The following is a 22,821-nucleotide window of genomic DNA, read 5'->3' as shown; positions in this document are numbered from 1 at the left end:
GGCTTTTAAGATCAACTATATTTGTAGTCTATTACATACCCTTTTATGATATAATTGTATTACATTACATAATAAAGGGATAATATGCTAGATCAACTTTTTTTAAAGAGCAATGACCTTATAAGGTTAAACAACCATAAATTTAAAAGATACTTTATAGACTCCAAGGACTTATCTCATAGACTTATCGTTATCCTGGGACAAAGAGGAATAGGTAAAACAACTACACTAGCTCAGCTAGCTAGTAAAAACAAAGATAGTCTTTACCTAAGCTTAGATGATATAGAGATATCAAACGATATAACCTCGATTATAAGAGAGTTTGTATTAAATGGCGGAAAAAATCTATATCTGGATGAAATTCATAAGAGTAAGGATATATCTGCTGTATTAAAATTTGCCTATGATAATTTTAAAGATCTAAACATAGTAGCTACAGGCTCGTCTGCTCTTGAAGTGCTAAAAAGCTCCCATGATCTAAGTAGAAGAGCGATAGTATACAAGATGAGTGGAATGAGCTTTAGGGAGTATGCAGGGCTAAGGTATGGTATAAATTTAGAAGCTATTGAGCTTGAAAATTTACTTGCAAACCATCAGGAAATAGCTGTTAATATCAATAACGTCTTAAAGCAAAAAGATCTAGCAGTTATTAAACTTTTTAGAGAATATCTAAAGGCGGGTTACTACCCATACTATAATGATATGCCAAATGATACCGCCTTTTATCAGACTCTAAGGCAAAGCATAGAATCTACGATAGATAGCGATCTTTTAAGCATATATCCAAATTTAAACGGCAATACGGCAAGAAAACTAAAGATTTTAACTCATGCTATAAGCACAAACGTCCCATACCAGCCAAACTACTCAAGCCTAAAATCGCTTGTTGATATAAGAGACGATAGAACCCTAAAAGAGTATCTTGCTATGCTTGATAGTGCTGGGCTTATAAGGCTTTTAATGAAAAACGAGCTTGCTATAAAAAATATGGATAAGGCAGATAAAATTTACCTTGAAAATACAAATTTAATGTATATAAATAGCCCTGATATAGGAAATGTGAGAGAGACATTTTTTGCCAATCAGCTTGGAAATATCACTGAAATTTACTCTGGCAAAAATGGTGACTTTATAGTGGATGATAAATTCACCTTTGAAATAGGTGGAGCCAAAAAGAGCTTTGAACAGATAAAAGATATGCCAAATTCATTTATAGCAGCAGATGATATCGAAGTTGGGGTCGGTAATAAGATCCCATTATGGTTGTTTGGGTTTTTGTATTAATAATTTAAAACTAGGAGTATGCTGTGTTTGAATATAAAATACCAAAAGAAGATGGTGGGTTTGATCTAAAATCAACAGAAAGTAATAGTGTAATAATTATAGGTGCCAATGGTTCTGGCAAAAGCAGACTTGGAGCATGGATGGAGCAGCAGGATCTAGATAAAATTCACAGAATAGGTGGTCAAAGAAAATTAAATTTTCATGAGGAGGTCCCTTTAAAAAGTGAAAAGGCTTCGGTTAATGGTTTCATGTATGCACGTGAAGATGCATCCGATAGCTACTCGTTGAATAAAAATTTTCGTTGGTCGGATGGTAAAGAATATGTGACAAAACTTATTGATGATTTTGATTATGTATTATCTGCTTTATTGGCCAATAAAAATACTACCAATTCAAAGTTTGTCGAAAACTGTAAAAAGGCTGAATGCGAAGGTAAAGAAAAGCCAAATGTTCCACTTAATTCGCTAGATAAACTAAAGTCTATTTGGAGTGCCATTTTTCCGCATAGAGCCATTATAGAAGAGGATAGCAAGTTTTATGCTATTTGCAATTGCAATGGTGAAAGATATTCTGCAACGCAGATGAGCGATGGTGAACGTTCGGTACTTTATTTGGCGGCACAGGTTTTATGCATACCTGAAAATAAAACTATAATAATAGATGAGCCAGAGTTACACTTGCATGGTTCAATAATGAATAAGCTTTGGAGTGAGTTAGAAAAAATTAGAAACGATTGTTTGTTTATATACATAACTCATGACACAAAATTTGCAGCCAATCACTCAGGATCAGACATTGTCTGGGTAAAAGAATATAATAGTGGGATGTGGAAATATGAGTACGTAAATGACGATATATTTCCAGAGGATATGCTTTTTGATATATTAGGAAGCAGAAAAAGAATAATTTTTGTAGAAGGAAATGGTAATAGTTTAGACGCGCGTTTATACGCATTAATCTACAATAATCATAAAATAATACCTTGCGGATGTTGTGAAAAGGTTATTGAATACACAAAAGCTTTTAATGCCATAAAGAATATGCACAATAATGAGGCGTTTGGTTTGATAGATAGAGATTTTAGGTCAGAATACGAGATATCTAAATATAAAAAAGATAATGTATTTGCAATAGAAGTTGCGGAAGTTGAGAATTTATTTATAGTGAAAGAGCTTATAGAGTTTATGTCAAACAAAATGGCATATGATAAATTTGACTTTCTAGAATTAGAAAGACAAATTAGAGATAGATTTTTAAAACAAAAACAGCAACAGATCAATAATGCAGTGATTTCGGAATTAAAATTTCAACTATCAATGCTAGAAATATGTGATTTGCAAACAATATACGAAGACATACGTACAAAAATTAAAATAGATGATATACAAAAAGAAAAATTAACAATATATGATAATGCTAAAGACTATGTAGAAATATTAAAAATTTTCAATGAAAAAGGAATTGTAGAAAGCGTAGGGCATTATTTCAATTTAAAAAATAAAGAATACTGCAATCAAGTGTTGCGCTTCCTGGAGAGAGAAGATAAAAATACGGTAGTTAAAATTTTTTCTAACTATTTGCCAAGAGATATTGATTTAAGTTGATCTTTCATTACGGTCTTTTTCGCATCTCGCAAGCAAGATTGCTTTATTGTAGAAAAGTAAGGCTTGATAAATTTTGCTTTTACTAATACTAATAAGCATATCAAATAAACTCACAAATATGAGATTATTCTATTACAGTCCTAAATATCTAAGGATTGTAATATAAGTATTTGAAATAAGCCCGTAGATAATGACAGAAAAAGAAGTATATCTAAAGTTTCATAGTGGCTTTAATAAACCGACAGATAAAATAATTGTCGTCCAACTTCAAGTTTGCTAAACTACATAAATTTTTGAAAATACTATATGAAAGTATAATCGTTTATAGACATTGACAATTAAAAAATTTCATGTTAGTATGCCTCAATATTGTTTACGTTTATAGACAATTACATAAAGGAATAAAAATGTTAAATTTAATAGAGCAGTATCAAGAAAGATTTCTTAAAAATTTTAATACAACATACAAGCGTTATTTATACAATGAAATAAATTTTAGTGAGAAGCTTATCGGTATAGTGGGAGCTCGTGGCGCTGGTAAGACTACAATGCTATTTCAAAAGCTGCTTGAATTAAAAGCTCAAAATAAAAAGGCTCTATACATAAGTCTTGATTATCCATTTTTGGGTTCTACCAGTCTTAGCGAACTTGCTTTTGAATTTGTAGATAATGGTGGCGAATATCTGTTACTAGATGAAGTTCATAAATACGAAGATTTTGCTGCACATCTAAAAACCATATATGACATGAGCCCTTTAAATGTAATTTTTACGGGCTCATCGGCGGTAAGCATACTAAATGCAAAGAGCGATTTATCGCGTAGAGTTAGCGTATTTAGCCTAGAGGGGCTTAGTTTTAGAGAGTTTTTAGAGCTTGAAAACAGTATGACGATAGATAAATTTGCCCTAGAAACAATACTAAAAGACCACCAGGCAATAGCAAATGACTTAAAAATAAAGCAAAATCTATTTAAAAAATATCTCAAATTTGGCTACTATCCATTCTACTTTAATAAGCAAAGCTCATACTACGAAAGCTTGCTAAATACTATTAATTTAAGTATAGACGTAGATCTAACGTCTCTTGGGTTAGTTGAGCAAAAATATACATATAAGCTTAAAAAACTGCTTGAAGTAGTTTGCCAAAGCGAGCCGTTTGAGGTGAATTATACTAAAATTGCGGCTCTTGCCGAGATAAGTAGAGCCAAACTGTATGATTACATTGCCTATTTAAACGATGCAAGGCTAGTAAGCATGATAGATGAGCAAAGCAGAGGACTTAGTAAGCTAGTAAAGCCGGCAAAAATATATATGAATAATACAAATTTAATTTACGCTTACGGCAATGATTGCAAGGCGGGTACCATAAGAGAGACTTTTTTTGCCAATCAGCTAAGGGTAAAACATAGGCTAAATATCCCAAAACAAGGCGACTTTATAGTGGATGATAAATTTACATTTGAAATAGGTGGAGCAAAAAAGAGTTTTGAGCAGATTAAGGATATGCCAAATTCATTTATAGCAGCAGATGATATTGAAGTAGGAGTTGGAAATAAAATTCCACTTTGGCTGTTTGGGTTTTTGTATTAGGATTTATATATGAGTAAAATAAACCAAATAGAACAAGAGTTGCCAAAGGGCGGTGAGATAATATTTTTTAGAATATACAACACAAAATTGGAAATAGTGTCTAAAATTTCAAAAGATTTGAAAAAATGATTTAACGAAGAAAAAACTGGCTCTACTTTAAAATCCTATGCTAATGCTACTGGATATAGGCTGGATGTAAATTTTGTGCAATAGCCTTGGAGCGATTTGCATTTATATAAATCTACTATGTTGACCTTCTAACATCCTTTGGGTGCTTTTGCTTTCTTGTGTAGGTCTTTTTAGATCTCACGACTCTTACATGCAGGCTGATGCTTCCTTTGATAGACGCTACTATAGCCACGTCTCTTGCTTTTGTTTTCATTTTTATCCTTATTTTATAGAAGTACAGCAATTATAAAGCCCAAAAACGACAGCATGTGTCATAAAAATTAAAAACTAAGCAATTTTTCTATTTTGCTCCTTTTTTGCCACAATGTGTCCAACTTGCTAGATACTATCCCGTCTTGTTTATTTAAAAAGGAATAATAATGAAAAAAATGTTTGTTCTAATAAACCATGATTTAACACAAGAGCAAAAAGATCAAGCTATAAAATCATTTGATATCGACTCTATAATAAACATTACCGACGATACGTGGTCAAATATCGACCCAGCAGATGAAAATATATTATATGCTTTAAACACATATAAAAAGGAGTTGATGCTTGAAGCTGAAGCTGGTGATATATTGCTGGTGCAAGGTGACTTTGGCGCTACTTATAACATGATAAATTTTGCTAAAAATATCGGGATAAAAACCATCTATGCTACTACTAAACGCATCGTTAAAGAGCTTGCTATAGATGGTAAATTGGTAACTAGGCGTGAATTTAAGCATGAAAAATTTAGGGAGTATTTATAAAACCTACCTTTTTTTATTAAGTAAAACACAAGTTGCAAAACGAGATAATCTCCTATACTTCAAAAATATAAGTTGTTAAATTCAAAGGAAGCAAAATGCCGCTAACTATAGTCAAAAAAGCAAATCCACCCCAGAGTGAAGAGATCAACAACAAAACAGCCGTTATCACCATCCTTGGTATACAAGGACAAAAAGACAACATCAAAACCAAAGGCTGTGCTAAGTACTATTTTGCTGGTGAGAGCCCTGATAACTCGCAAGAATTTTTTAACACCTTACCTCTTCTAGCAGATAAATTTGGTGCTGAAAATATAGTGCCCATATATACTGCCGATGCTAGAGAGTTTAACGAAGAGGTAATGGCACACTATGTAAATTTTAGGATAAATTTTAACGATAGCTACAAGATCACAGATGAGAAAAATTTTGAAGCTATATTTGAGATATTTGAAAGAGCTGTAGATGACCTAGTTAAAGGTGGTGTTGGCAAGATCGTCTTTGACGTGACGCATGGTTTTAGGCATCTGCCTTTGTTAGCGCTAGTTGATCTACTCATACAAAATTTCTCAAATGTCTCTCAAATAGATCAAATCTTATTTGCAAAAGAGATAGAAAAATCCAAGCTATACGAGATAATAGATCTAAGACAATACTTAGATATTGCCAACATTGCTTTTGTGATCGCAGCTTTTTCTCAAAACTATACTTTGGCTCAACACATAAGAGCAAAGAAATTTGAGTCGCTAGTAAATGCTTTAAACGATTTTTCAAATAATATACTAAGCCTAAATATTGCAAAGTTAAAAAGCTCGCATAAAGAGTTGATCAAAGAACTTGACAAGATAGATGATATCGCACTGATATCAAGAGCTAGGGATCTAAAAGATAGGCTAAATAAAATATGTGACTGGAGCGATAGCGCATATATTTTTAGGTATAAATTAGCCAAAGATATGTTTAAAAAGGGTTATTTGCTGCAGTCGTTGGTGCTGCTGTTTGAAAGTGTGAATAGTTACATAGTTGGAGTTTTTGAAAGAAATATCCCTATCGTGTATAAGAAAATTTTAGATGAATGCTCTACTATGGGCGTTAGAAAAAATTATCTGATAAGCAATTTCTTTATTCAGTCGTTAAAAACTAGAGCTTATGAAACTGATGATGACTTTGTTGGCAGGACTATGAAAAATTTAAAGTATCTTGAACTTTCAAAAGAAGATATAAAAGAGATTAGACGGATTATAAATACAAAATTTGGCTCTAGCAATGAACTGGCAAAATATCACAAGCAGTTAGACGACCTACGCAACGACTTTGCACATGGCAATATCAGCGAAGAAGAATTTAGCCATATTAAACAAGAGATAAAAAAGCTGTTTGATAGATACCATAATTTTATAAATATACAACAAAGCCTATAATTTAATATTTTTAGACACTATATGTCTATAATACCCCTTATAATCTCCGAAAAAATAACGGAGGTTATAATGAGCAACCAAGCTTTCTTAGACGGCATGAGAGAAATTTTCCATATGACAGACCGAAATAATTTACAAAACATTTTACTACATGGCTTGCAAAATCACTACAACACTTATAAACAAGTAGATATCAGCAACCAAGAGGTAAATGCAAGGCGCGAAAAGGTTGAGCGCATATATGGACATAAAATTCACGACTATGTTCCTTTTTATTTTAATCCACGCAATGCCATGCTCTATAGAAATAGAAGCAATGCTCGCGTTATCATTCTAGGACTTGACGTTCGGGTTATCAAAGATCATCGCAATGGTTTTTTGATCTCAAATCGCAATGCGTCTGCAGATGAGGCTAAATTTAGTAAAAATTTGCCCGATTTACAAGATCCAAATTTTATAAATTTTGATGATGTCTTTTCTTCAAGATGGTGCAACAATGGCATTGCAAACAATGATATCAAACAAAAAATGATGGCAGAAATTTTGATCAATGATGTAGTTTATAGCCGTTACATACGCTCTATATATGTTAAAGATCAAGCTAGTAAAAAAGCTATCGAAGAGCAACTAGCTGGTGATCTTAAAATGTATAATATCAACGTCATAGTTGATCTGGCTAAATTTTTCTAAGGATAAAAATGGTAACACTAAAATATGGAAATATATTTAACACCAAAGCAGACACTATCGTAAATACTATTAACTGCGTAGGCGTCATGGGCGCTGGTATAGCCTATGAGTTTAGGCTGCGCTATCCTGAGATGTTTGCGCGGTATGTCGAGCTTTGCGGTGAGAACAACCCAAATAAAATAGATATAGGAAAGCTATGGCTATATAAAGCAGCTGACGGGCGACAGGTGCTAAATTTCCCTACCAAAAAGCACTGGAAAGATCCATCAAAAATGAGCTACATAAAAGCAGGCCTTGAAAAATTTGTAAATACATATGCTAGCAAAAATATCAACCACATCGCATTTCCGCTTCTTGGCGCCGCAAATGGCGGACTTGATAAAGACGAAGTTATAAATTTGATGATGGAATTTCTGGAGTCTTTAGAAATAGAGTGTGAAATTTGGGAATTTGATGAAAATGCAAGCGATGATCTATACGATGAATTTGCACTAAATTTTGATATCGATGAGCTAAAAAGGCAGACCAAGATCTTGGGTATAAAAAATATAAGATTTCAATCTATCAAAGATGCGATAGATAGCGGACTATATCACTCGCTAAGCTCTTTGCTAAAAGCTCCTGGCATAGGCGATAAGTCCCTTGAGGCATGTTTTAGACTGGTTAAAAGCATGCCTCAAAGGCTATTTTAGAGTAAATTTTTACCTTCTTCTATCTTTTTTATGATCTTTTGTTTTAGCTCCACTGGGGCTAAAATTTTAACGTATCCCAAAAACTCCATTATAAAAAACTCTATCTCTTTAAGATCCGTAAAATGATAACTAACCACGATCGCCCCGTCTGACTTGTGCTCTATGATCTTTTGTGATCGAAAAAATTTTTTTCTCTCAAACAAAAAGGCCTTTTTTGGGCTGATCTCGAGCTGTACTTCTACAAGCGAGCTTCTCCACTCATGAGAAAAGACCGCAAACGGCGTCTGGATATTTTTTATAAAGTCGTCGATGTTGTAGTCGTGGTTAAATGTTTCGCCTTTGATAGCCTCTAAATTTACTATCCCAGCTATCCTAAAAAGTGAAAAATCATACTCGTTGTTGCTATTTGCCAGATATAAATTTTCATTGATTAGCAAAATTTTATATGGCTTCACCTCTTTAAATTTTTTGCTATTGGATCTGCTTGTAGGTGTATACTCAATTGCGAGCTTTTTTCTATAGCGTATTGCATCTTCTAGTGTTTTTATGACGCTTTTGTCTAGCTCTGTCTCGATCGGACTCGTGATAAAGTCATAAACGTCCAAAGACTCGTTTATAGCTTGAGATATAGCCGTTTTCTTACTGGTTTCATTAAATTTTTGAGAGTTTTTGGCAAGCATTGTGTAGATTATCTTTAAGACATTCCTCTTTCTCTCATCAAGTAGATCATCAAGTAAATTTGTATTGATAGCCTGGTAGCAGCCAGGATCTGTGCGCTTTATCTCTATCTCACCAAATACACTTTTTATAGCATCAAAGTCTCGTCTTATGGTTTTGTAGTTTAGTCTTGGGGTTTCATCTTTTTCATTTATCCATAGCTCGTCTTGTGCAGTGTCGATTATTTCGCCACGATTTAGCTTTTTAAGTAGCCATAGTATCCTAGTTTGAGCGTCCATTACTTTATCCTTTATATTCTAAAGTTTTTTATGAATTATACACAATATGTCCATACACTCTTTTATAATTCTCCCAACAAAACAAAATAATTCAACACAAGGGGGCCAAAATGGCAAAAGGTTATTCACGTTCTTATTCTTCATCATCTTCAAGCAGATCTTACTCATCTGCTCGTGCTAGTCAAAAAGTGGGTCAAAGCTTTGGTGGCTATACCAAAGTCCAAACGACTAAGGGCACGTTTCGCATGAAGCCAACTTCTAAATAGTTGGCCCATGCAAGCCATGAAGTAAAATTCATGGCTCGTTTTCGTAGCTTTTATTTATCTACGCAAATCACAAAAACCTATCATCTCACATCTTCTTATCTAAATTTATTCAACAAGCATATAAGCACTACACATTTTTTTATAACATAAAGCGCCTACGCTTTGTCATTTTTTATTAATCCCCTTGATCGGGTCAAATTTGTTTAAATTCCAAGTAAAGATAGCGGCTATCAACTGAATTACATAAAGTTTCAATCCCCTTGATCGGGTCAAATTTGTTTAAATTAGCTAATGCTGCTAAAGAAGAAGCTGTAAAAGAGAAATCTTTGTTTCAATCCCCTTGATCGGGTCAAATTTGTTTAAATGCAACTGAAGAGTTGCGTCATTTTCCATCAATCCTAATGTTTCAATCCCCTTGATCGGGTCAAATTTGTTTAAATAAGATGAGATAAAGGATCTCGCCGATAAGTATTCCCCAGCGTTTCAATCCCCTTGATCGGGTCAAATTTGTTTAAATAAGCAGACTCAGCCTATGAGTCTGGTTCATGCGACGGTGTTTCAATCCCCTTGATCGGGTCAAATTTGTTTAAATGTATATCATTAGTTTCATCTACAGTATATACTCTTACGTTTCAATCCCCTTGATCGGGTCAAATTTGTTTAAATTCAGATGGAATGGCTTATTGCTATTGCTATCTTCTACGTGTTTCAATCCCCTTGATCGGGTCAAATTTGTTTAAATTCTCTAGAAAACCAGACAGAGAAAAGCTATTAAGTATAGTTTCAATCCCCTTGATCGGGTCAAATTTGTTTAAATTCTAAGCAAGAATGTCTAGAAGAAGGCGCAACTGAGAAATGTTTCAATCCCCTTGATCGGGTCAAATTTGTTTAAATGAAACATTAGAGATAATTGGTGACAAGGAAATCAAGTTTCAATCCCCTTGATCGGGTCAAATTTGTTTAAATTTGGTCTCATTGGGATGAGTCAATGGAGTGGGTTTGGGGTTTCAATCCCCTTGATCGGGTCAAATTTGTTTAAATTTGGAGAAAAAGAGGTTAAAGAATTCGATCTAGAATGTTTCAATCCCCTTGATCGGGTCAAATTTGTTTAAATAAAAAACCAGTGTTTTTCAATTCGATGGTCTAGTGTTTCAATCCCCTTGATCGGGTCAAATTTGTTTAAATAGCCTAAAAGACTATTTTTGCAAAGAAAAAATTAGTAAAATTATTTAAGAAACTGGCTTTAAAGATACCTAAAATTCGTGAAAATCTCAAAAAAGTTCGCAAATGTATAGGTATTTAAAAATACTAACTCCATAAAATTAACAATGATAAGTGAAAGAACCCCTAAATTTAGGCATTTGTCATCTCAAAAAAGTTCGCAAGTCTCTTTTAAAAATTTCAAATTTTATAGGTTTGCGAACTTTAAGCGGTATATAAGTTTCGCAAGGTCCTAAAATAGGCTATCCTAAACTTAGCCATAACTAAAAGTTCGCAAATGTATGAGAGATATTTTGAAAAAACTAGATTTGCGAACCTATTTCGCGAGATTTTAGCTAAAAAGGGTCAAATTTCAGCTAAAAAAGTTCGCAAATCAAAAATCCAAAAGAAATTTAAGAATGACATAAGCTAGACAAAGAGCTCTTGCATCTCAAAGATACCTTTTTTATCGCATAGCTCAAAGCTTTTTCCCACGCAGTTTTCGCATAGTCTATAAAATCTCAAGCTATCTGTTTTGACATTTAGTAAAGCCTTGGCGGACTTTATCAGTTTTTTGAGCTTGGCTTCATTGAGCTCGCACTCAAAGACGCTAAAATTTACACGGTAGCCGATGCCTTCAAGGATGTCTGAGAGCTTTTTGCGATTTTTATCGCTTTGTATGTCGTAGGCTATTACAAATTTCATTAGAATTTCCCTACAAAAGGTCTATAGCTTTTGCTCTCGCCGTTTACGAAGCGAGCTAGTTCGTAGCACTCTTGCATGATTATGTTTTCGCATTTGCATGACTCCTTTTTCCACATAGTGTAGCTGCCGAGTTTTTCTTTCATGTTTTGGGCTATGAGCTTTTTAGAGGCGTCGGTGAGAAGCCCCTCTTTGTTTAGTGAGATGGGCTCATCTTTGTTTAGCATCGAGACTATGACTCTATCTACCATAAATGTCCTAAACTGCTCTATCATGTCAAAGACTAGGGTCGGCTTTGTGCTGTCAAGCGCATGTAAAAATGAGATATGTAGGCTAAGGCCTGCTAGATATAGGCACTCTTGAACCTTGGAGTAGAGTATGGCGTAGGCGTAGTTTAGTGAGGAATTTACGATGTCTTTGGCGCCAAATGTTATGCGCTTTTCAAATTCTAGCGGCAGTATGCTCTTTATGCCGTCCCAGTAAATGGCGGCTGCCGAGCCCTCAAAGCCCATGAGCTCGTTTGTGTTTTTGACGTATTTTAGCTTTCTAGCCAGGATATTTTCTAGTTTTAGGATGTTTGGAGTTAGAAATTTATGGTATTTGTTTAGGTATTTTAGATAGTTGGTTTGGTTTCTTATCTTTGCCTCGACAAAAGAGGTGGCGAGATATAGCTGGGCCGGTGTGTTTAGGAGCATGGCTTGTTTGTGTGCTGTCTGCGTAGAGGTGCTGTTGTAGGCTAGCACGGTAGCGTATGGGACATAGTGCTTGTCTATGAAATCGATGTGGATCTTTTCTCTTGTGCAGCGCCAGATCACCGCAGAAGATAGCGAGATGTGTTCGCTATCAACGATGATGCGGGAAATTTTAGAGATGGGAAATTCTTTATAAATTTTGCCGTATTGTTTTATGACAAATTTGTTTTTGCTAAGACCTAGATGGACTCCGATCTGATTGATATGAAGCGTAGAGTCGGTGGCGATCTTGGTGGCGTAGAAATTTCTCTTTTGGTTTATCTTGCGGGGCTCGTTTTCGTAGCTTTTTTGAGATAGGTATTTGTCATAGCCTTTTGTTATGGCTAGTGTTATCTTGTCTTTTATCTCGTTTTGACCAAACAATACTCCAAAGTCGATCTTTTCAAGATAGAGGGTGAACTCTTTTTTTGAATTTATACTTTTGTTTCGTTTGTATAGGGCGATCTTTTGGGCTAAAGAGTCTATGAGATGCTCTTTTATCTGCATTATCTGCGGTGAGTTTGGCGGTATGATCTTTAGATAGTAGTTTTTAAGCGTAAATAAAATGGCGTTTATCTCATCAATATAGTCTATGAAATTTGACTTTTCTTTGCTTGCAGAGTGTAAATTTGAGATGATCTTTTGAATTTTGTCGTTATCTACGCAGCGGTTTTTACCAAAGAAACGAACGCCTAGGAAGACAAAACCGTCGTTTATGTTTACGACTTTTGTTTTTTCTTTGTTGAGAGATAAATTTAGTAGTTTTAAAAAGTCATCTAGCTTTTTCTCAAATTCTAAAGCTTCGTCTTTTTCTGCAAAGCATACGATAAAGTCATCTGCGTATCTTATAAATTTATCAGTAGTCTTGTTTATAAACCTATCCATCAAATCAAGATAGATGTTTGATAGCATTGGAGATAGTATATCGCCTTGGTTTACGCCGATTTTATGCTCTTTAAAATCGCGCTTTAAAAATCCGCCGGTTTTTAAAAAGAGTGAGATAAGGTTTATGATCTTTGTGTCTTTTATGTGTTTTTGTAAAATTTGCAGTAGCTTTGAGTGGTCTATCGACTCGAAAAAGTCTTTTACGTCGGCTTTTAGTATCCAGCAGTCATTTTCGTTTATGAAGCTACTGGCTCTGTTTATGGCTTTGTAGGTGGATTTGTGCGGGCGGTAGGCGTAGGAATTTGATAAAAATGTCTCGTCGAAGTATGGATTTAACTCCGAGTATAAAACCCTTTGAACTAACTTATCTTTTATAGAGGATATGCCTATGGGTCTTACGCCATTGCGATTTTCTTTTGGGATGTTTATCTTTCTTAGCGGCTCTGGTGTGTAGGTGCCATTTAATAATGAACGTATGAGATGGTCTACGTTTTCGTCGAAGTTCTTTTTAAAATCAGCATATGAGATCTCGTCTAAACCCAAAGAATTTGCAGAAATTTCGTCAAATGCGGAGCTTAAAGTAGCTTTTGTAAATATGTGTTCTAGGTTTTTAGTAAACATTTTGAATTTACCTTTTTAAGTGTGGTATGGGTCGCCATATCCCCTGGAGCGGGTCAGAGTTGTTTAAATAATGACTTTAACGAGAGTATGCTTCACTACGATGCGTTTCAATCCCCTTGATCGGGTCAAATTTGTTTAAATAGCAAGAGAAGTTAAACACGCTGACTATTACGAGTTTCAATCCCCTTGATCGGGTCAAATTTGTTTAAATTTATGTCGGATGGAAACTACTCGACGTGGCAGAGATGAAGTTTCAATCCCCTAGAACGGGTCGAATTTGTTTAAATAAGATGAGCAAGCTGGAGGACAAACAGAGCCAAAAGCTTCGTTTCAATCCCTTAAATCGGGTCAAATTTAACAATGATAAGTAAAAAGAACCTATCTTAAATATCTTTAAAATCACGAATTTTCGAAATTTTAGCCAAAAAGATAGAAATTTAAATTAAAAATAAGAGCGATAAAGGTATGCACAAATATATAAAAAATAATAATTTTTAAATAAAAATCTAAAAAATATAAACATTTGCCTTTAAATCATATATAATAAGATAATTTGAAAATTGAGCATTGAAGTGAATAATGAAACTAATATGATTTTGACCTTTTCTAGCGATATAAGGGCGATAAGAGATAGTCTTGGCGTGCTGATAAAACTACTAGATGCTCTAAAAAAGAGCATGGTGGGTGCGGTTTTAGACTATGTGAAGATAAGGAGTTTTGATGAGGTATGCCGAGCTTAGAGTGAAATTTGAGCCGTCACAAAAGCCGCCATTTTTTATCGGCTCGCAGGTGCGAGGAGCCTTTGGGTATGCGCTAAAAAGCGTAAGCTGTATAAATCACGCCCATAAGTGCGATGAGTGCTTTGCAAATGAGAGCTGTTTATACTACGACTTTTATGAGAAGAAAAATAGCTACCATAGATATAGGCTGGACTTTAAGTTAGGGGCTAAAGTGTATGACTTTGGCATAGTTTTACTAGAGAGTGCGTGTGAAAAACTACCATATATCACCTCTGCGGCATATATGATGCTAAAGAAATATGGACTTGGTAAAGATAGGGTTAGGTATGAGAAATTTGATATGTTTGTAAATGGTGAGGCGTGCTTGGCGGAGGATAAAATAAGCCTGCCTAAAGAGTATATAAGAGAATTTAGCTTTGATGGTGACGTGGGCGATGTCAGGGTCAAATTTATAACTCCGCTTAGGATAAAAAAAGATAATGTTTTTTTAAAAAATGACAATATAAGTCTAAAAGAGATACTAAACTCCATTTACCAAAGAAGGCTTGGCCTCTTTGGACAAGCTCACGAGGCGCTAGAGTGCGAGATAAGGGGTGAGATAACCAAAAAAGACCTAAAATACGTGGAGCTAACTAGGCGTAGCAATAGACAAAACACTACTATGAATTTTGGCGGCTTGACGGGGTCTTTAGAGATGAGGGGCATTAGCAAAGAGTGTATGGAGCTACTAAAGCTAGGCGAGATAATAGGCGTAGGCAAGCAGACTGTTTTTGGACTAGGGAAAATAGAAACGGAGGATATGAATGAGCAAATTTAGCAGTTATTTTAGCGACGGGTTTGTCTCTTTGGAGCAAGGATCTAAGAGTATAGATGAGATATTGCAAGATAGGATGTTTTTAATAGGCGGAGACTTTTATGGGATACAAAAATTTATATTTGATAATCTAGGCTCAAAAAACGCAGCCAAAGTACTAAGAGCAAAGTCTGCATTCTGCGAGCTTTTTATGATGGTCTTAGCTAAATTTATCTGCCAAAAACTGGGCATAGATGAAAAATGTATCTTATCATGCACGGCTGGTAAATTTGAGATACTATCCCCCAAATTTGATGAAGCTGCTTTTAAAGAGATAAAAGGCGTTATAAATGCTTATTTTATAAAAAATTTCTTTGGCGTTAGCGGTGTTAGCCTATCTTGCGTGGAGTGCGAAAGGGCTGACTTTACGGAGCCTAAGCGATATAAAGAGCTAAGGGATAAGATCAGCAAGGCTGTGGAGCTAGAGAAATTTAAAAAGTTAAATTTAAAAGAGCAAGAACCGGTGCTTTCATACGACAAGGGCATAACAAATCAAACTCTTTGCAGGATCTGCAATATAAGAAAGATAGCTCACGACAAAGATAAATGCGAAATTTGTGCCGCCTTTGTACGTCTTGGCGAAAAGCTAGCTGGCGATAGTAAGAAGATAAATAGCAAAGATATAGGCATAGACTTTATGGATGTGGATCTTGAGATAAGTGAAAATATAAGATCATACGTCGCTAAAAATGCGGGCAGCATAGTGGATTTTGAAGATCTGGCTAAAAAATCGTGCGGAGATAATGCGATCGCCGTGATAAAAGCTGACGTAGATAATATGGGAAATTTCATAAAACATAGCGATGTTACGCAAAACTTTGCAAATTTTGACACCTTTTCAAAGGGGATAAATAACTTTTTTTCTTTATATGTGCCAAGAAAGATGAAAGAGAAATTTGAAAATAGCTACACGGTCTTTGCGGGTGGAGATGATCTGCTGATAGTTGGTAGCTATGACCAGATGATAGAGCTCGCCGTTTTTGTAAGGCAAGAGTTTATGAAATTTATAAAAACAAAAGATCTAAGTATCTCTTTTGGCATCGTTTTAGCAAAACCATCTACGCCTATAAGCTTTCTAGCGCAAACTAGCGAAAAGTGGCTGGAGAGCTCAAAAGAGATGAGTGGAAAAGATGCGATCAGCATCTTTGGAGAGACTGCTAAGTGGGATAGCTATCTAAATGTCAGAAGTCAAATTTTAGATGAATTTACTAAATTTAATATAGACAATACGGCGTTTTTATATAGACTGCTTGAGCTTTGCGAGATGAGTAAAAAAGTATGTGAGGATGTGAAAAATACGATGTGGAAGTCAAAGCTAAGCTATAGCTTTACTAGAAATATGCAAGGTGGTGGTGAGATGAACGAGCTGCTTCTTATGCTAAATAATGTGATAGAAAACAATCCAAAGGAGAGTAAGATGGCTATTTGTGAATACATATATAAAAGGAGAGAACGATGAGTGGATACAATAGAAGTGGTGGTGGCAACTATAATGCCGGCAATAAACCGCAAGCTGACTTTTTACCGCCTATAGTTTTGGACTACAAGAAAAATCCAAATTTGTTTGATGAAACAGCAAAGATCGTCGCTGATCTAGTCTCTGCTAGAACAAAAGCTACTCAGATAAGAGCATTTTATGACTATATAATCGAGCTAGAGCAAAAGTCAAATAGTGAAGACTTCAGCGAAGTTTTGCCATTTGTAAAGATGCTAAATTCAAAAGCGGCTTACTCTAAGTCAAGAAAATGCTCAAGCGATGAATTTGTCGAGATGATAAATAAATGTGTGGCTCAGGTAAAGACAAAAGATGATCTAAGGGTATTTAAACTCTTTTTTGAGGCCGTTATAGGCTTTGCTAAAAAATAAGGAGAGAATATGAAAATTTTAACTTTAAAGGGACAAATAGAGCTTTTAAGCGGACTTCATATAGGTGGCGGCGATGATACTATGAAGATAGGTGGCATAGACTCGCAGGTGATAAAAGATATAAACACAAGTAAGCCTTACATCCCTGGAAGCTCGCTAAAAGGTAAAATGAGAAGCTTACTAGAGTGGAATAATAGGCTAGTTGGATATGGTGAAGGAGAGGTCTTTAACTCTAAAATTTTAGAAAAAGTACCAGAGCCAGATAAAAAAGCGGCGCAAAATTTACTAAAAATTTTTGGCGATAAAGAGAATAAATTTGGCATTACTAGGATAAGTGTTGGGGATTGTTTGTTATCTAAAGAGTGCGAAGGGCTAAAACTAAGCGAAGCAAAATATGAAAACGTGATCAATAGAGAAAGCGGAACTGCCGAGCATCCTCGCCAGATCGAGCGTGTGCCAGCTGGAGTGAAATTTGACCTTGTTATTAGACTAAAAGTTTTTGATGAAAAAGAGCCTTATAACGACAACGAAAACGAGCTAAAAGAGATGGTTGATAGCGGACTTAAGCTAATACAAAACGACTATCTAGGCGGTAGCGGCTCAAGAGGTTACGGAAGGGTTGAATTTAAAAATTTAAGGTGGGAATAATGACACTTTGTAAAACTACCATAACACCCAAGTCAAATTTCACAACGCCTCTAAAGGGTGATACTTTGTTTGGACAAATTTGCTGGGCGATCAGATATAGGCTTGGAGAAGATAGGCTAAATGAGCTACTAAGTGACTATGACAAAAAGCCATTTTTGATAGTATCTGATGGCTTTGCTAGTGGATATCTGCCAAAGCCTAGCATGCCAAGTCATCTTTTGGGCGAAAATTTGGAGCTAAAAAAAGAAAATAGGAAAAAAATTTGGCTTAGCATGGAGGATCTGCAAGGTGGAAATTTCAAAAATGCTAAAACAAGTGACGAGGCTGGCTATGAACTAACAAAAAACGCAACGATAAAAAACTCCATAAACTACCATACGTTTACGACCGATGAGAGCGGTAAATTTGCGCCTTATGCTTTAATGGAGATGAAATTTAGCAAGCAAGATATCTACTTTTTGCTAGATGATAAATTTAAACTTGACGAACTAGAAAAAGTGCTTGAAGTTGTATCTAAAAGTGGATATGGCAAGAGAGCTAGCATAGGCAAAGGAGCGTTTGAGTACAGAGCGTTTGAGAAGGTGTCTGTAAAAAAGAACTCAAATGCCTTTATGACGCTTAGTCCAGTCGTGATAGATGATGAAAATTTAAAAGAATTTTACTATGAGCCATTTACTAGATTTGGCAAACATGGTGGAGGGCTTGCAAGCACAAATCCTTTTAAAAGCCCACTCCTAATGGCAGATAGCGGTAGCGTGGTGATATATGATGAAATTTGCGAAAAAGAGTATATAGGAAAGGCTATAAGCGGACACTCTACAAACGCAAACACAGTGCACCAAGGATATAGCATACTAATAGCTACGGAGATAAAAAATGCACAATGAAACTAAAAACTATAAGATCAAACTAAACCCTATAAGCCCTATACATATAGGTACTGGAGAGGCCTATGAGCCTATGAACTACGTCATAGATAGAGGCGCGGATGATAAATACTATATGTATGTTTTTGATGAATTTGAGTTTTTTAAAAAACTTGACGATAAGTTTAAAGATGAATTTATGAAAATAGCCTCAGACACTACTAGTGATGGCATATTGAAGCTGCAAAAATTTATAAAAGAGAAGAGTTCTTTGGCAAAAAAGGTCTCTTACTACAAAATGCAGGCACTAAAAAACATCGCAGAAGACTATAATGACAAAATAGGCAAGGTAGTTCAAAGAGAAGGTGGCGGTAAAAAAGTTATAAACCAACTAGTGGTCGAAAAGACACTTATATCTCCAAATTTAAAAAAAGCCATAATCCCAGGAAGCTCACTAAAAGGCGCTATAGCTACAGCTTTTGGTGAAATGCTTTATAAAAAGAGTAAAAGCTATGATACAAAAGAGTATTTTGGTGATTTTCTAGTGGCTGATAGTGAGGTGATAGAGTCACATACTTTTGCTTCTGTTGCTACAAATATAAAAAGAAATAGGGCCTCAAGAGACCAAAATGCAAGTCAAGGCATACCAGTAAGATATGAGGCAATAAATTCAAAAAGTGAATTTAAAACAACATTTACGATAAAAAATAATAAATTTGGCATAGACGAGCTAATAAAAGCTTGCAACTCTCACTATATGCCGATATTTGCCTCTCAGTTTAGCTATGAAACGGACGAATTTACACGCGAAGGACTATCTGATAAATTTATTGAGAAATACGAGCATTTAAAACTTGAGGATAATCAATTTTTATTGAGAGTTGGAAAGCATAGTGGTGCAAGAGCCGTTACGGTAGATGGCGCGAGAAGGATAAAAATAATGAGAGGCAGGGAAAAACCATCTATCCAAGAGGAGGAGACCACAGCTTGGCTTATCAATAAACAGCCGTTTGGTTGGCTACTTTGTGAAATTTTAGAAGAGGATTGATCTTTTAAAAACAATGCAACCTAGTTTTTAATGCAGTCAGAGCTAAAAAGTTTTGAGTAGAACTATATCCACTTTCTCAAAAAGAGTTAAGCCATAGTGATGAAAATTTGATAGATATTTTAAGTGATGATATAGACTATTTGGTGCTAAAAAAAGATGATAACGACGGCTTATCTGAAAAGATCATAAACAGCGGGCTATTCAGAGATCGCAAAGATAATCTTGGAGAAATCAAAAATATCTTTGGTTAGCTCATATTTTAACAACACCCTAAAAATTTTTGCTACTGGTGCCTAGATGATGATATGTTTGCATTGCCGTTTGGATTTATAGGGTGAGAGATGGCTAATAATTTGGCTTCTATAATAGCTTACGATAATCTACCTTCTCAAACCATCATATCCTAACTTTACATTTTGCTCTTTGCCCTCTATCTCATTTGATTGTTGTGTTGATTGCTCCACCCCAAAGTCCTTATCAAGTCCTTGATTATATAGCTCTTGCTTTATTATTTTTAGTGAATCAAATGATATATGATCCTCTGCTAGACATATCTTATCTGTTTTATAATGCTCCTTTAGATTATTAAAACCTTGCATATCTTGCCAATCTTTCATATATGTTTTTATATTATAAATTAAGCCTTTATAGTTAATCTTAGCTATATCTGATAGATATTTTTTAAAGTTTTCGGTTCTATTTATAAAAGCTAAATAGTATCTATTTATATCTAGATGGTTATCGATATCTTTTACGAAGCCTTCATATTCATTTTTTGTAATACTTAGCTTTTGAATGAGATCATCATCATAAAATCCAGTTTTTATCTTTCTGGCTGCTTCATAAAATTTATCTCTAATATAGATATATGGAGTATAGTGTCTATTTTGACTAAAAGAATAGGCTGTATTTTCTTCTGACAAGTATAGATATCTACTGTTATTATTAAAAAGTATTTGATAATCTTTATATTTTTTAACCATAGTACTCTCGTCAAAGTATTCTATTAACTCTTTTATTGGAATCTTTGATGATATAGCCTGATAGCTTGCTCTTTTAATATGCAAGTTGCTATCTTTTGGTTCATGGCTAAGCTCATATTTTCTTTGATTTTGTAAATCTTCATATATGGCTCTAATATCCATATTATTAATGTCTGTTTTTAGGCTGGCATCTTCAATGGCTCTTGTATTATCAAAAGTTTTTCCACTAATGCTTATAACTTCAGATCCTGGCACTGGAGTGTAGTGAAATTTACTAGGATGCAAGCTGGAGTTATTTACTATGTTATATAACCCAAGCTCTCTTGTTATCTCTTTTATGTATTCATTATATTCATTTAAGCTTGGAGCATCTGTTGTGGGTATGATGAGTTTAAATTTCTCTACTTTTGCGTCTAGCGCTTGATAGGTGGTTGGGTATATGAAGCCTTTTATTCCTTTACTTTGTAGTAAATTTTGAGCATTATTTGCACTAAATTTAGAGTTATCTATATCATATATAAGCGTAGGAGTTATGCCATCAATACTGCTAGCTTCTTTACTTTTATCTTTAAAACTTGCCACTGATATAGCTGAATAGTTTTTAAGTATTGGTTTTAGGTTGTATGGCTCTATTTGTATCGTTTTCCAGCTATTTAGCACTTGAGTTTTTGGCTCTTGATTTTGTATGTTAAAGTCACTACTTACACTTAATGTTATCTTTGGCTCATTTTTATTAGCTTGAAGCTCTATAAGCATTTGCTCTAGCTCATTAACTACGTGAAACAACGCTCCTTTTCTGCCATTGTAGACTATCTTACACATTAGATCAGTTAGATTATAAGTTCCATTAAAACCATCCACTCTTACTTTATATTTGTCATTTACCATTTCAGGTTTTGCAGTGATGTTAAATTTTGCATTGATCATAGGCAAAAATTCTCTTATATCCACTGCATTAAGCCTCTTTGCTCTATCATAATAGTCTTTTTTGAAACTCTCATCTTCTTCTATCATTCTTAACAGATAATCAGCTGTAGAATTTTTAGCGTCAGCTAGCAGCTCTTCAACACTTATATTTTGCTCTTTTGTATTAGCTTTTGGCTCGATCACCACATCTGTTTCTATCTTTATCCGTGTATCTTTTTCTTTGCCTTTCTTAACCTTTTGTGCTGCACTTTTAAAGCTTTCATATTGTTTTTTTAGTTGGTCTTCATCCATACTTAAAGGCTCTATATTATTTAATCCATACTTGTTAGATAAGATGTCATTAACTACTCTTTTAAATTTCTCTGCTGATTTAGCCATAATAGCTTTTACTTGTTGCTTGGCTGCACCTTTTGTATATATAACTCCACCAGTTTTTACGCTATGAGTAAATTTCATATTTTCAAAAGAGACTATTAGATGAATATGAGGCTCTCTTTTTAGTGGTTCACCGTTTTTATGTTTCTTGTTTAATGTTCTATTTTCTAGCGCCCCTTCTGGACGAGGAATATATGGTTCTTCTTTGATTATAGGCAAATGAGCTTCAGCATAAAAAAGTAGCTCATCTATGTCGTGATTTGGGAAAGTTAGCCTTAAAAAGTCCATTATAAACTCATATATATTGCCACTTTCATATAGTCTGCTCCACTCCTCTGAAGTAAATGACAAGGATATATGATAGTAGTTATATTTTTTGTTCTTTTTCTTTATCTGGTGCTTTTCAGACATCTCTATAAGATCTAAATTTCCAGCCAGTGGCAATCTATCATCTTTTTCATCTCTAGTTAGCTTTGAATCTCTTTTCTTGCCAGTTTTTAGATAATCAGCTACGCCTTTTTCTCCCTTTGAGATCTTAACTATCATAGTTATTCCTTATTAGGCTTAAAATTTCAGTTAGGACTGATTGAACTTTGTACAATTCTTCTTGTGTTTGCAGTATCGTTTTTAAATCTATATTGCCACTAGTCTTATAAGCTATATTTAGTTTCTTTGCCATTTGATTGATATTGTTAAAAGGTCTAGCAAAATATGTAATGATTGTTGGATATAGCTCTTTCTTTTTTATGGATTCAGAATTTATAGTGCCATTATCTATAAGATAGGAAATGATTTCTGATCTTGATATTTTTAGTTCTCTAGTCATATCAGATAATTTGCTATTTTGCTGAGAAGTGATCCTTATAGAGAGCACCTTATCCTTGATATTTTTTGGCATATGATATCCTTTCATAAAATGTGATAGCGAGATGAAGCGTTTTAACGCTTCTTATA

At 34.6% G+C, this 22,821-nt stretch carries 21 protein-coding genes and 1 CRISPR repeat array; of the genes, 15 read left to right on the top strand and 6 right to left on the bottom strand.

Annotated features, from left to right (window positions below; all coding sequences use genetic code 11):
• Positions 1–84 precede the first annotated feature (84 nt).
• From CVT07_RS07910 to CVT07_RS07900, 3 genes are all read left to right on the top strand, one after another.
• The gene (locus tag CVT07_RS07910) at positions 85–1,284 is read left to right on the top strand and encodes an ATP-binding protein (protein WP_103608022.1); all 1,200 of its coding nucleotides are present in this window, start codon (positions 85–87) and stop codon (positions 1,282–1,284) included.
• 23 nt (positions 1,285–1,307) lie between these two features.
• Positions 1,308–2,888, top strand: coding sequence for a DUF4435 domain-containing protein (locus CVT07_RS07905; RefSeq protein ID WP_103608023.1), 1,581 nt, complete (start codon positions 1,308–1,310; stop codon positions 2,886–2,888).
• A gap of 407 nt (positions 2,889–3,295) precedes the next feature.
• Entirely contained in the window at positions 3,296–4,477 is a 1,182-nt protein-coding gene (locus CVT07_RS07900) for an ATP-binding protein (RefSeq protein ID WP_103608008.1), read from the top strand.
• A gap of 244 nt (positions 4,478–4,721) precedes the next feature.
• Here CVT07_RS07900 and CVT07_RS07895 read toward each other — a convergent pair whose 3' ends face one another.
• The gene (locus tag CVT07_RS07895; RefSeq protein WP_159071312.1) at positions 4,722–4,859 is read right to left on the bottom strand and encodes a hypothetical protein; all 138 of its coding nucleotides are present in this window, start codon (positions 4,857–4,859) and stop codon (positions 4,722–4,724) included.
• Between the two features lie 166 nt (positions 4,860–5,025).
• Here CVT07_RS07895 and csx20 point away from each other — a divergent pair, with 166 nt between their 5' ends.
• The 4 genes from csx20 (at position 5,026) to CVT07_RS07875 (ending at position 8,200) form a co-directional block, all read left to right on the top strand.
• Positions 5,026–5,400 carry a CRISPR-associated protein Csx20 gene (gene csx20, locus CVT07_RS07890; RefSeq protein ID WP_103608007.1) on the top strand — a complete coding sequence of 125 codons (375 nt, stop codon included), beginning with the start codon at positions 5,026–5,028 and terminating at the stop codon, positions 5,398–5,400.
• A 95-nt stretch (positions 5,401–5,495) separates the two neighbouring features.
• Positions 5,496–6,818, top strand: a complete 1,323-nt coding sequence (locus CVT07_RS07885; protein ID WP_103572444.1) for a CRISPR-associated DxTHG motif protein — start codon at positions 5,496–5,498, stop codon at positions 6,816–6,818.
• A 69-nt stretch (positions 6,819–6,887) separates the two neighbouring features.
• Positions 6,888–7,508, top strand: a complete 621-nt coding sequence (locus tag CVT07_RS07880; RefSeq protein ID WP_159071311.1) for a DUF4433 domain-containing protein — start codon at positions 6,888–6,890, stop codon at positions 7,506–7,508.
• Between the two features lie 8 nt (positions 7,509–7,516).
• Positions 7,517–8,200, top strand: a complete 684-nt coding sequence (locus CVT07_RS07875; RefSeq protein WP_103608004.1) for a macro domain-containing protein — start codon at positions 7,517–7,519, stop codon at positions 8,198–8,200.
• On the opposite strand, the gene CVT07_RS07870 is transcribed toward CVT07_RS07875, so the two are convergent.
• From CVT07_RS07870 to cas1, 3 genes are all read right to left on the bottom strand, one after another.
• Complete coding sequence (locus CVT07_RS07870; protein WP_103608003.1) at positions 8,197–9,156, bottom strand: helix-turn-helix transcriptional regulator; 960 nt, start codon at positions 9,154–9,156, stop codon at positions 8,197–8,199. The genes CVT07_RS07875 and CVT07_RS07870 overlap by 4 nt on opposite strands.
• 438 nt (positions 9,157–9,594) lie before the next feature.
• Positions 9,595–10,607: direct repeats of the CRISPR family, unit length 37 nt; unit sequence GTTTCAATCCCCTTGATCGGGTCAAATTTGTTTAAAT.
• Between the two features lie 444 nt (positions 10,608–11,051).
• The gene (gene cas2, locus CVT07_RS07865) at positions 11,052–11,327 is read right to left on the bottom strand and encodes a CRISPR-associated endonuclease Cas2 (RefSeq protein ID WP_087578414.1); all 276 of its coding nucleotides are present in this window, start codon (positions 11,325–11,327) and stop codon (positions 11,052–11,054) included.
• Positions 11,327–13,561 carry a CRISPR-associated endonuclease Cas1 gene (gene cas1 / locus CVT07_RS07860; protein WP_103608002.1) on the bottom strand — a complete coding sequence of 745 codons (2,235 nt, stop codon included), beginning with the start codon at positions 13,559–13,561 and terminating at the stop codon, positions 11,327–11,329. Before cas1 ends, cas2 begins: the two co-directional genes overlap by 1 nt.
• A 572-nt stretch (positions 13,562–14,133) precedes the next feature.
• On the opposite strand from cas1, the gene CVT07_RS07855 reads away from it, so the two are divergent.
• The 8 genes from CVT07_RS07855 to CVT07_RS07820 all read left to right on the top strand — a co-directional run bounded on the left by CVT07_RS07855 (position 14,134) and on the right by CVT07_RS07820 (position 19,833).
• Complete coding sequence (locus tag CVT07_RS07855) at positions 14,134–14,301, top strand: hypothetical protein (protein WP_159071310.1); 168 nt, start codon at positions 14,134–14,136, stop codon at positions 14,299–14,301.
• On the top strand, positions 14,282–15,118 hold the full coding sequence (gene cas6, locus CVT07_RS07850; RefSeq protein ID WP_103608001.1) for a CRISPR system precrRNA processing endoribonuclease RAMP protein Cas6: 837 nt from the start codon (positions 14,282–14,284) through the stop codon (positions 15,116–15,118). Before CVT07_RS07855 ends, cas6 begins: the two co-directional genes overlap by 20 nt.
• Positions 15,105–16,613 carry a type III-A CRISPR-associated protein Cas10/Csm1 gene (gene cas10 / locus CVT07_RS07845; protein ID WP_103608000.1) on the top strand — a complete coding sequence of 503 codons (1,509 nt, stop codon included), beginning with the start codon at positions 15,105–15,107 and terminating at the stop codon, positions 16,611–16,613. The genes cas6 and cas10 overlap by 14 nt, the downstream gene beginning before the upstream one ends.
• Positions 16,610–17,020: a type III-A CRISPR-associated protein Csm2 gene (gene csm2, locus CVT07_RS07840; RefSeq protein WP_103607999.1), complete on the top strand. Its 411-nt coding sequence runs from the start codon at positions 16,610–16,612 to the stop codon at positions 17,018–17,020. The genes cas10 and csm2 overlap by 4 nt, the downstream gene beginning before the upstream one ends.
• A 9-nt stretch (positions 17,021–17,029) precedes the next feature.
• On the top strand, positions 17,030–17,668 hold the full coding sequence (gene csm3 / locus CVT07_RS07835) for a type III-A CRISPR-associated RAMP protein Csm3 (RefSeq protein ID WP_103607998.1): 639 nt from the start codon (positions 17,030–17,032) through the stop codon (positions 17,666–17,668).
• The gene (gene csm4 / locus CVT07_RS07830; protein ID WP_103607997.1) at positions 17,668–18,555 is read left to right on the top strand and encodes a type III-A CRISPR-associated RAMP protein Csm4; all 888 of its coding nucleotides are present in this window, start codon (positions 17,668–17,670) and stop codon (positions 18,553–18,555) included. Before csm3 ends, csm4 begins: the two co-directional genes overlap by 1 nt.
• Positions 18,545–19,582 (top strand): RAMP superfamily CRISPR-associated protein, encoded by a 1,038-nt coding sequence (locus CVT07_RS07825; protein ID WP_103607996.1) that lies wholly within the window; start codon positions 18,545–18,547, stop codon positions 19,580–19,582. Before csm4 ends, CVT07_RS07825 begins: the two co-directional genes overlap by 11 nt.
• 107 nt (positions 19,583–19,689) lie before the next feature.
• Complete coding sequence (locus CVT07_RS07820) at positions 19,690–19,833, top strand: hypothetical protein (protein WP_223231349.1); 144 nt, start codon at positions 19,690–19,692, stop codon at positions 19,831–19,833.
• A 129-nt stretch (positions 19,834–19,962) separates the two neighbouring features.
• Here the strand turns inward: CVT07_RS07820 and CVT07_RS07815 are convergent, their stop codons facing one another.
• Positions 19,963–22,413 carry an aminotransferase gene (locus tag CVT07_RS07815; RefSeq protein WP_103607995.1) on the bottom strand — a complete coding sequence of 817 codons (2,451 nt, stop codon included), beginning with the start codon at positions 22,411–22,413 and terminating at the stop codon, positions 19,963–19,965.
• Positions 22,403–22,765, bottom strand: a complete 363-nt coding sequence (locus CVT07_RS07810) for an NUMOD1 domain-containing DNA-binding protein (protein ID WP_103607994.1) — start codon at positions 22,763–22,765, stop codon at positions 22,403–22,405. The genes CVT07_RS07815 and CVT07_RS07810 overlap by 11 nt, the downstream gene beginning before the upstream one ends.
• Positions 22,766–22,821 lie beyond the last annotated feature (56 nt).

Origin of the sequence: Campylobacter concisus (genome assembly GCF_003048875.2) — a bacterium.
GTDB lineage: Bacteria > Campylobacterota > Campylobacteria > Campylobacterales > Campylobacteraceae > Campylobacter_A > Campylobacter_A concisus_AU.
Note: the sequence above shows the minus strand (reverse complement) of the source record. Positions and strands in the feature narration are given on the sequence as shown.

Excerpts from the sequence above, each read along its gene's own strand:
- CVT07_RS07910 (WP_103608022.1), top strand. The coding sequence starts at position 85 with ATGCTAGATCAACTTTTTTTAAAGAGCAATGACCTTATAAGGTTAAAC.
- CVT07_RS07900 (WP_103608008.1), top strand. The coding sequence starts at position 3,296 with ATGTTAAATTTAATAGAGCAGTATCAAGAAAGATTTCTTAAAAATTTT.
- CVT07_RS07895 (WP_159071312.1), bottom strand. The coding sequence starts at position 4,859 with ATGAAAACAAAAGCAAGAGACGTGGCTATAGTAGCGTCTATCAAAGGA.
- csx20 (WP_103608007.1), top strand. The coding sequence starts at position 5,026 with ATGAAAAAAATGTTTGTTCTAATAAACCATGATTTAACACAAGAGCAA.
- CVT07_RS07885 (WP_103572444.1), top strand. The coding sequence starts at position 5,496 with ATGCCGCTAACTATAGTCAAAAAAGCAAATCCACCCCAGAGTGAAGAG.
- CVT07_RS07880 (WP_159071311.1), top strand. The coding sequence starts at position 6,888 with ATGAGCAACCAAGCTTTCTTAGACGGCATGAGAGAAATTTTCCATATG.
- CVT07_RS07875 (WP_103608004.1), top strand. The coding sequence starts at position 7,517 with ATGGTAACACTAAAATATGGAAATATATTTAACACCAAAGCAGACACT.
- CVT07_RS07870 (WP_103608003.1), bottom strand. The coding sequence starts at position 9,156 with ATGGACGCTCAAACTAGGATACTATGGCTACTTAAAAAGCTAAATCGT.
- cas2 (WP_087578414.1), bottom strand. The coding sequence starts at position 11,327 with ATGAAATTTGTAATAGCCTACGACATACAAAGCGATAAAAATCGCAAA.
- cas1 (WP_103608002.1), bottom strand. The coding sequence starts at position 13,561 with ATGTTTACTAAAAACCTAGAACACATATTTACAAAAGCTACTTTAAGC.
- cas6 (WP_103608001.1), top strand. The coding sequence starts at position 14,282 with ATGAGGTATGCCGAGCTTAGAGTGAAATTTGAGCCGTCACAAAAGCCG.
- cas10 (WP_103608000.1), top strand. The coding sequence starts at position 15,105 with ATGAGCAAATTTAGCAGTTATTTTAGCGACGGGTTTGTCTCTTTGGAG.
- csm2 (WP_103607999.1), top strand. The coding sequence starts at position 16,610 with ATGAGTGGATACAATAGAAGTGGTGGTGGCAACTATAATGCCGGCAAT.
- csm3 (WP_103607998.1), top strand. The coding sequence starts at position 17,030 with ATGAAAATTTTAACTTTAAAGGGACAAATAGAGCTTTTAAGCGGACTT.
- csm4 (WP_103607997.1), top strand. The coding sequence starts at position 17,668 with ATGACACTTTGTAAAACTACCATAACACCCAAGTCAAATTTCACAACG.
- CVT07_RS07825 (WP_103607996.1), top strand. The coding sequence starts at position 18,545 with ATGCACAATGAAACTAAAAACTATAAGATCAAACTAAACCCTATAAGC.
- CVT07_RS07815 (WP_103607995.1), bottom strand. The coding sequence starts at position 22,413 with ATGATAGTTAAGATCTCAAAGGGAGAAAAAGGCGTAGCTGATTATCTA.
- CVT07_RS07810 (WP_103607994.1), bottom strand. The coding sequence starts at position 22,765 with ATGCCAAAAAATATCAAGGATAAGGTGCTCTCTATAAGGATCACTTCT.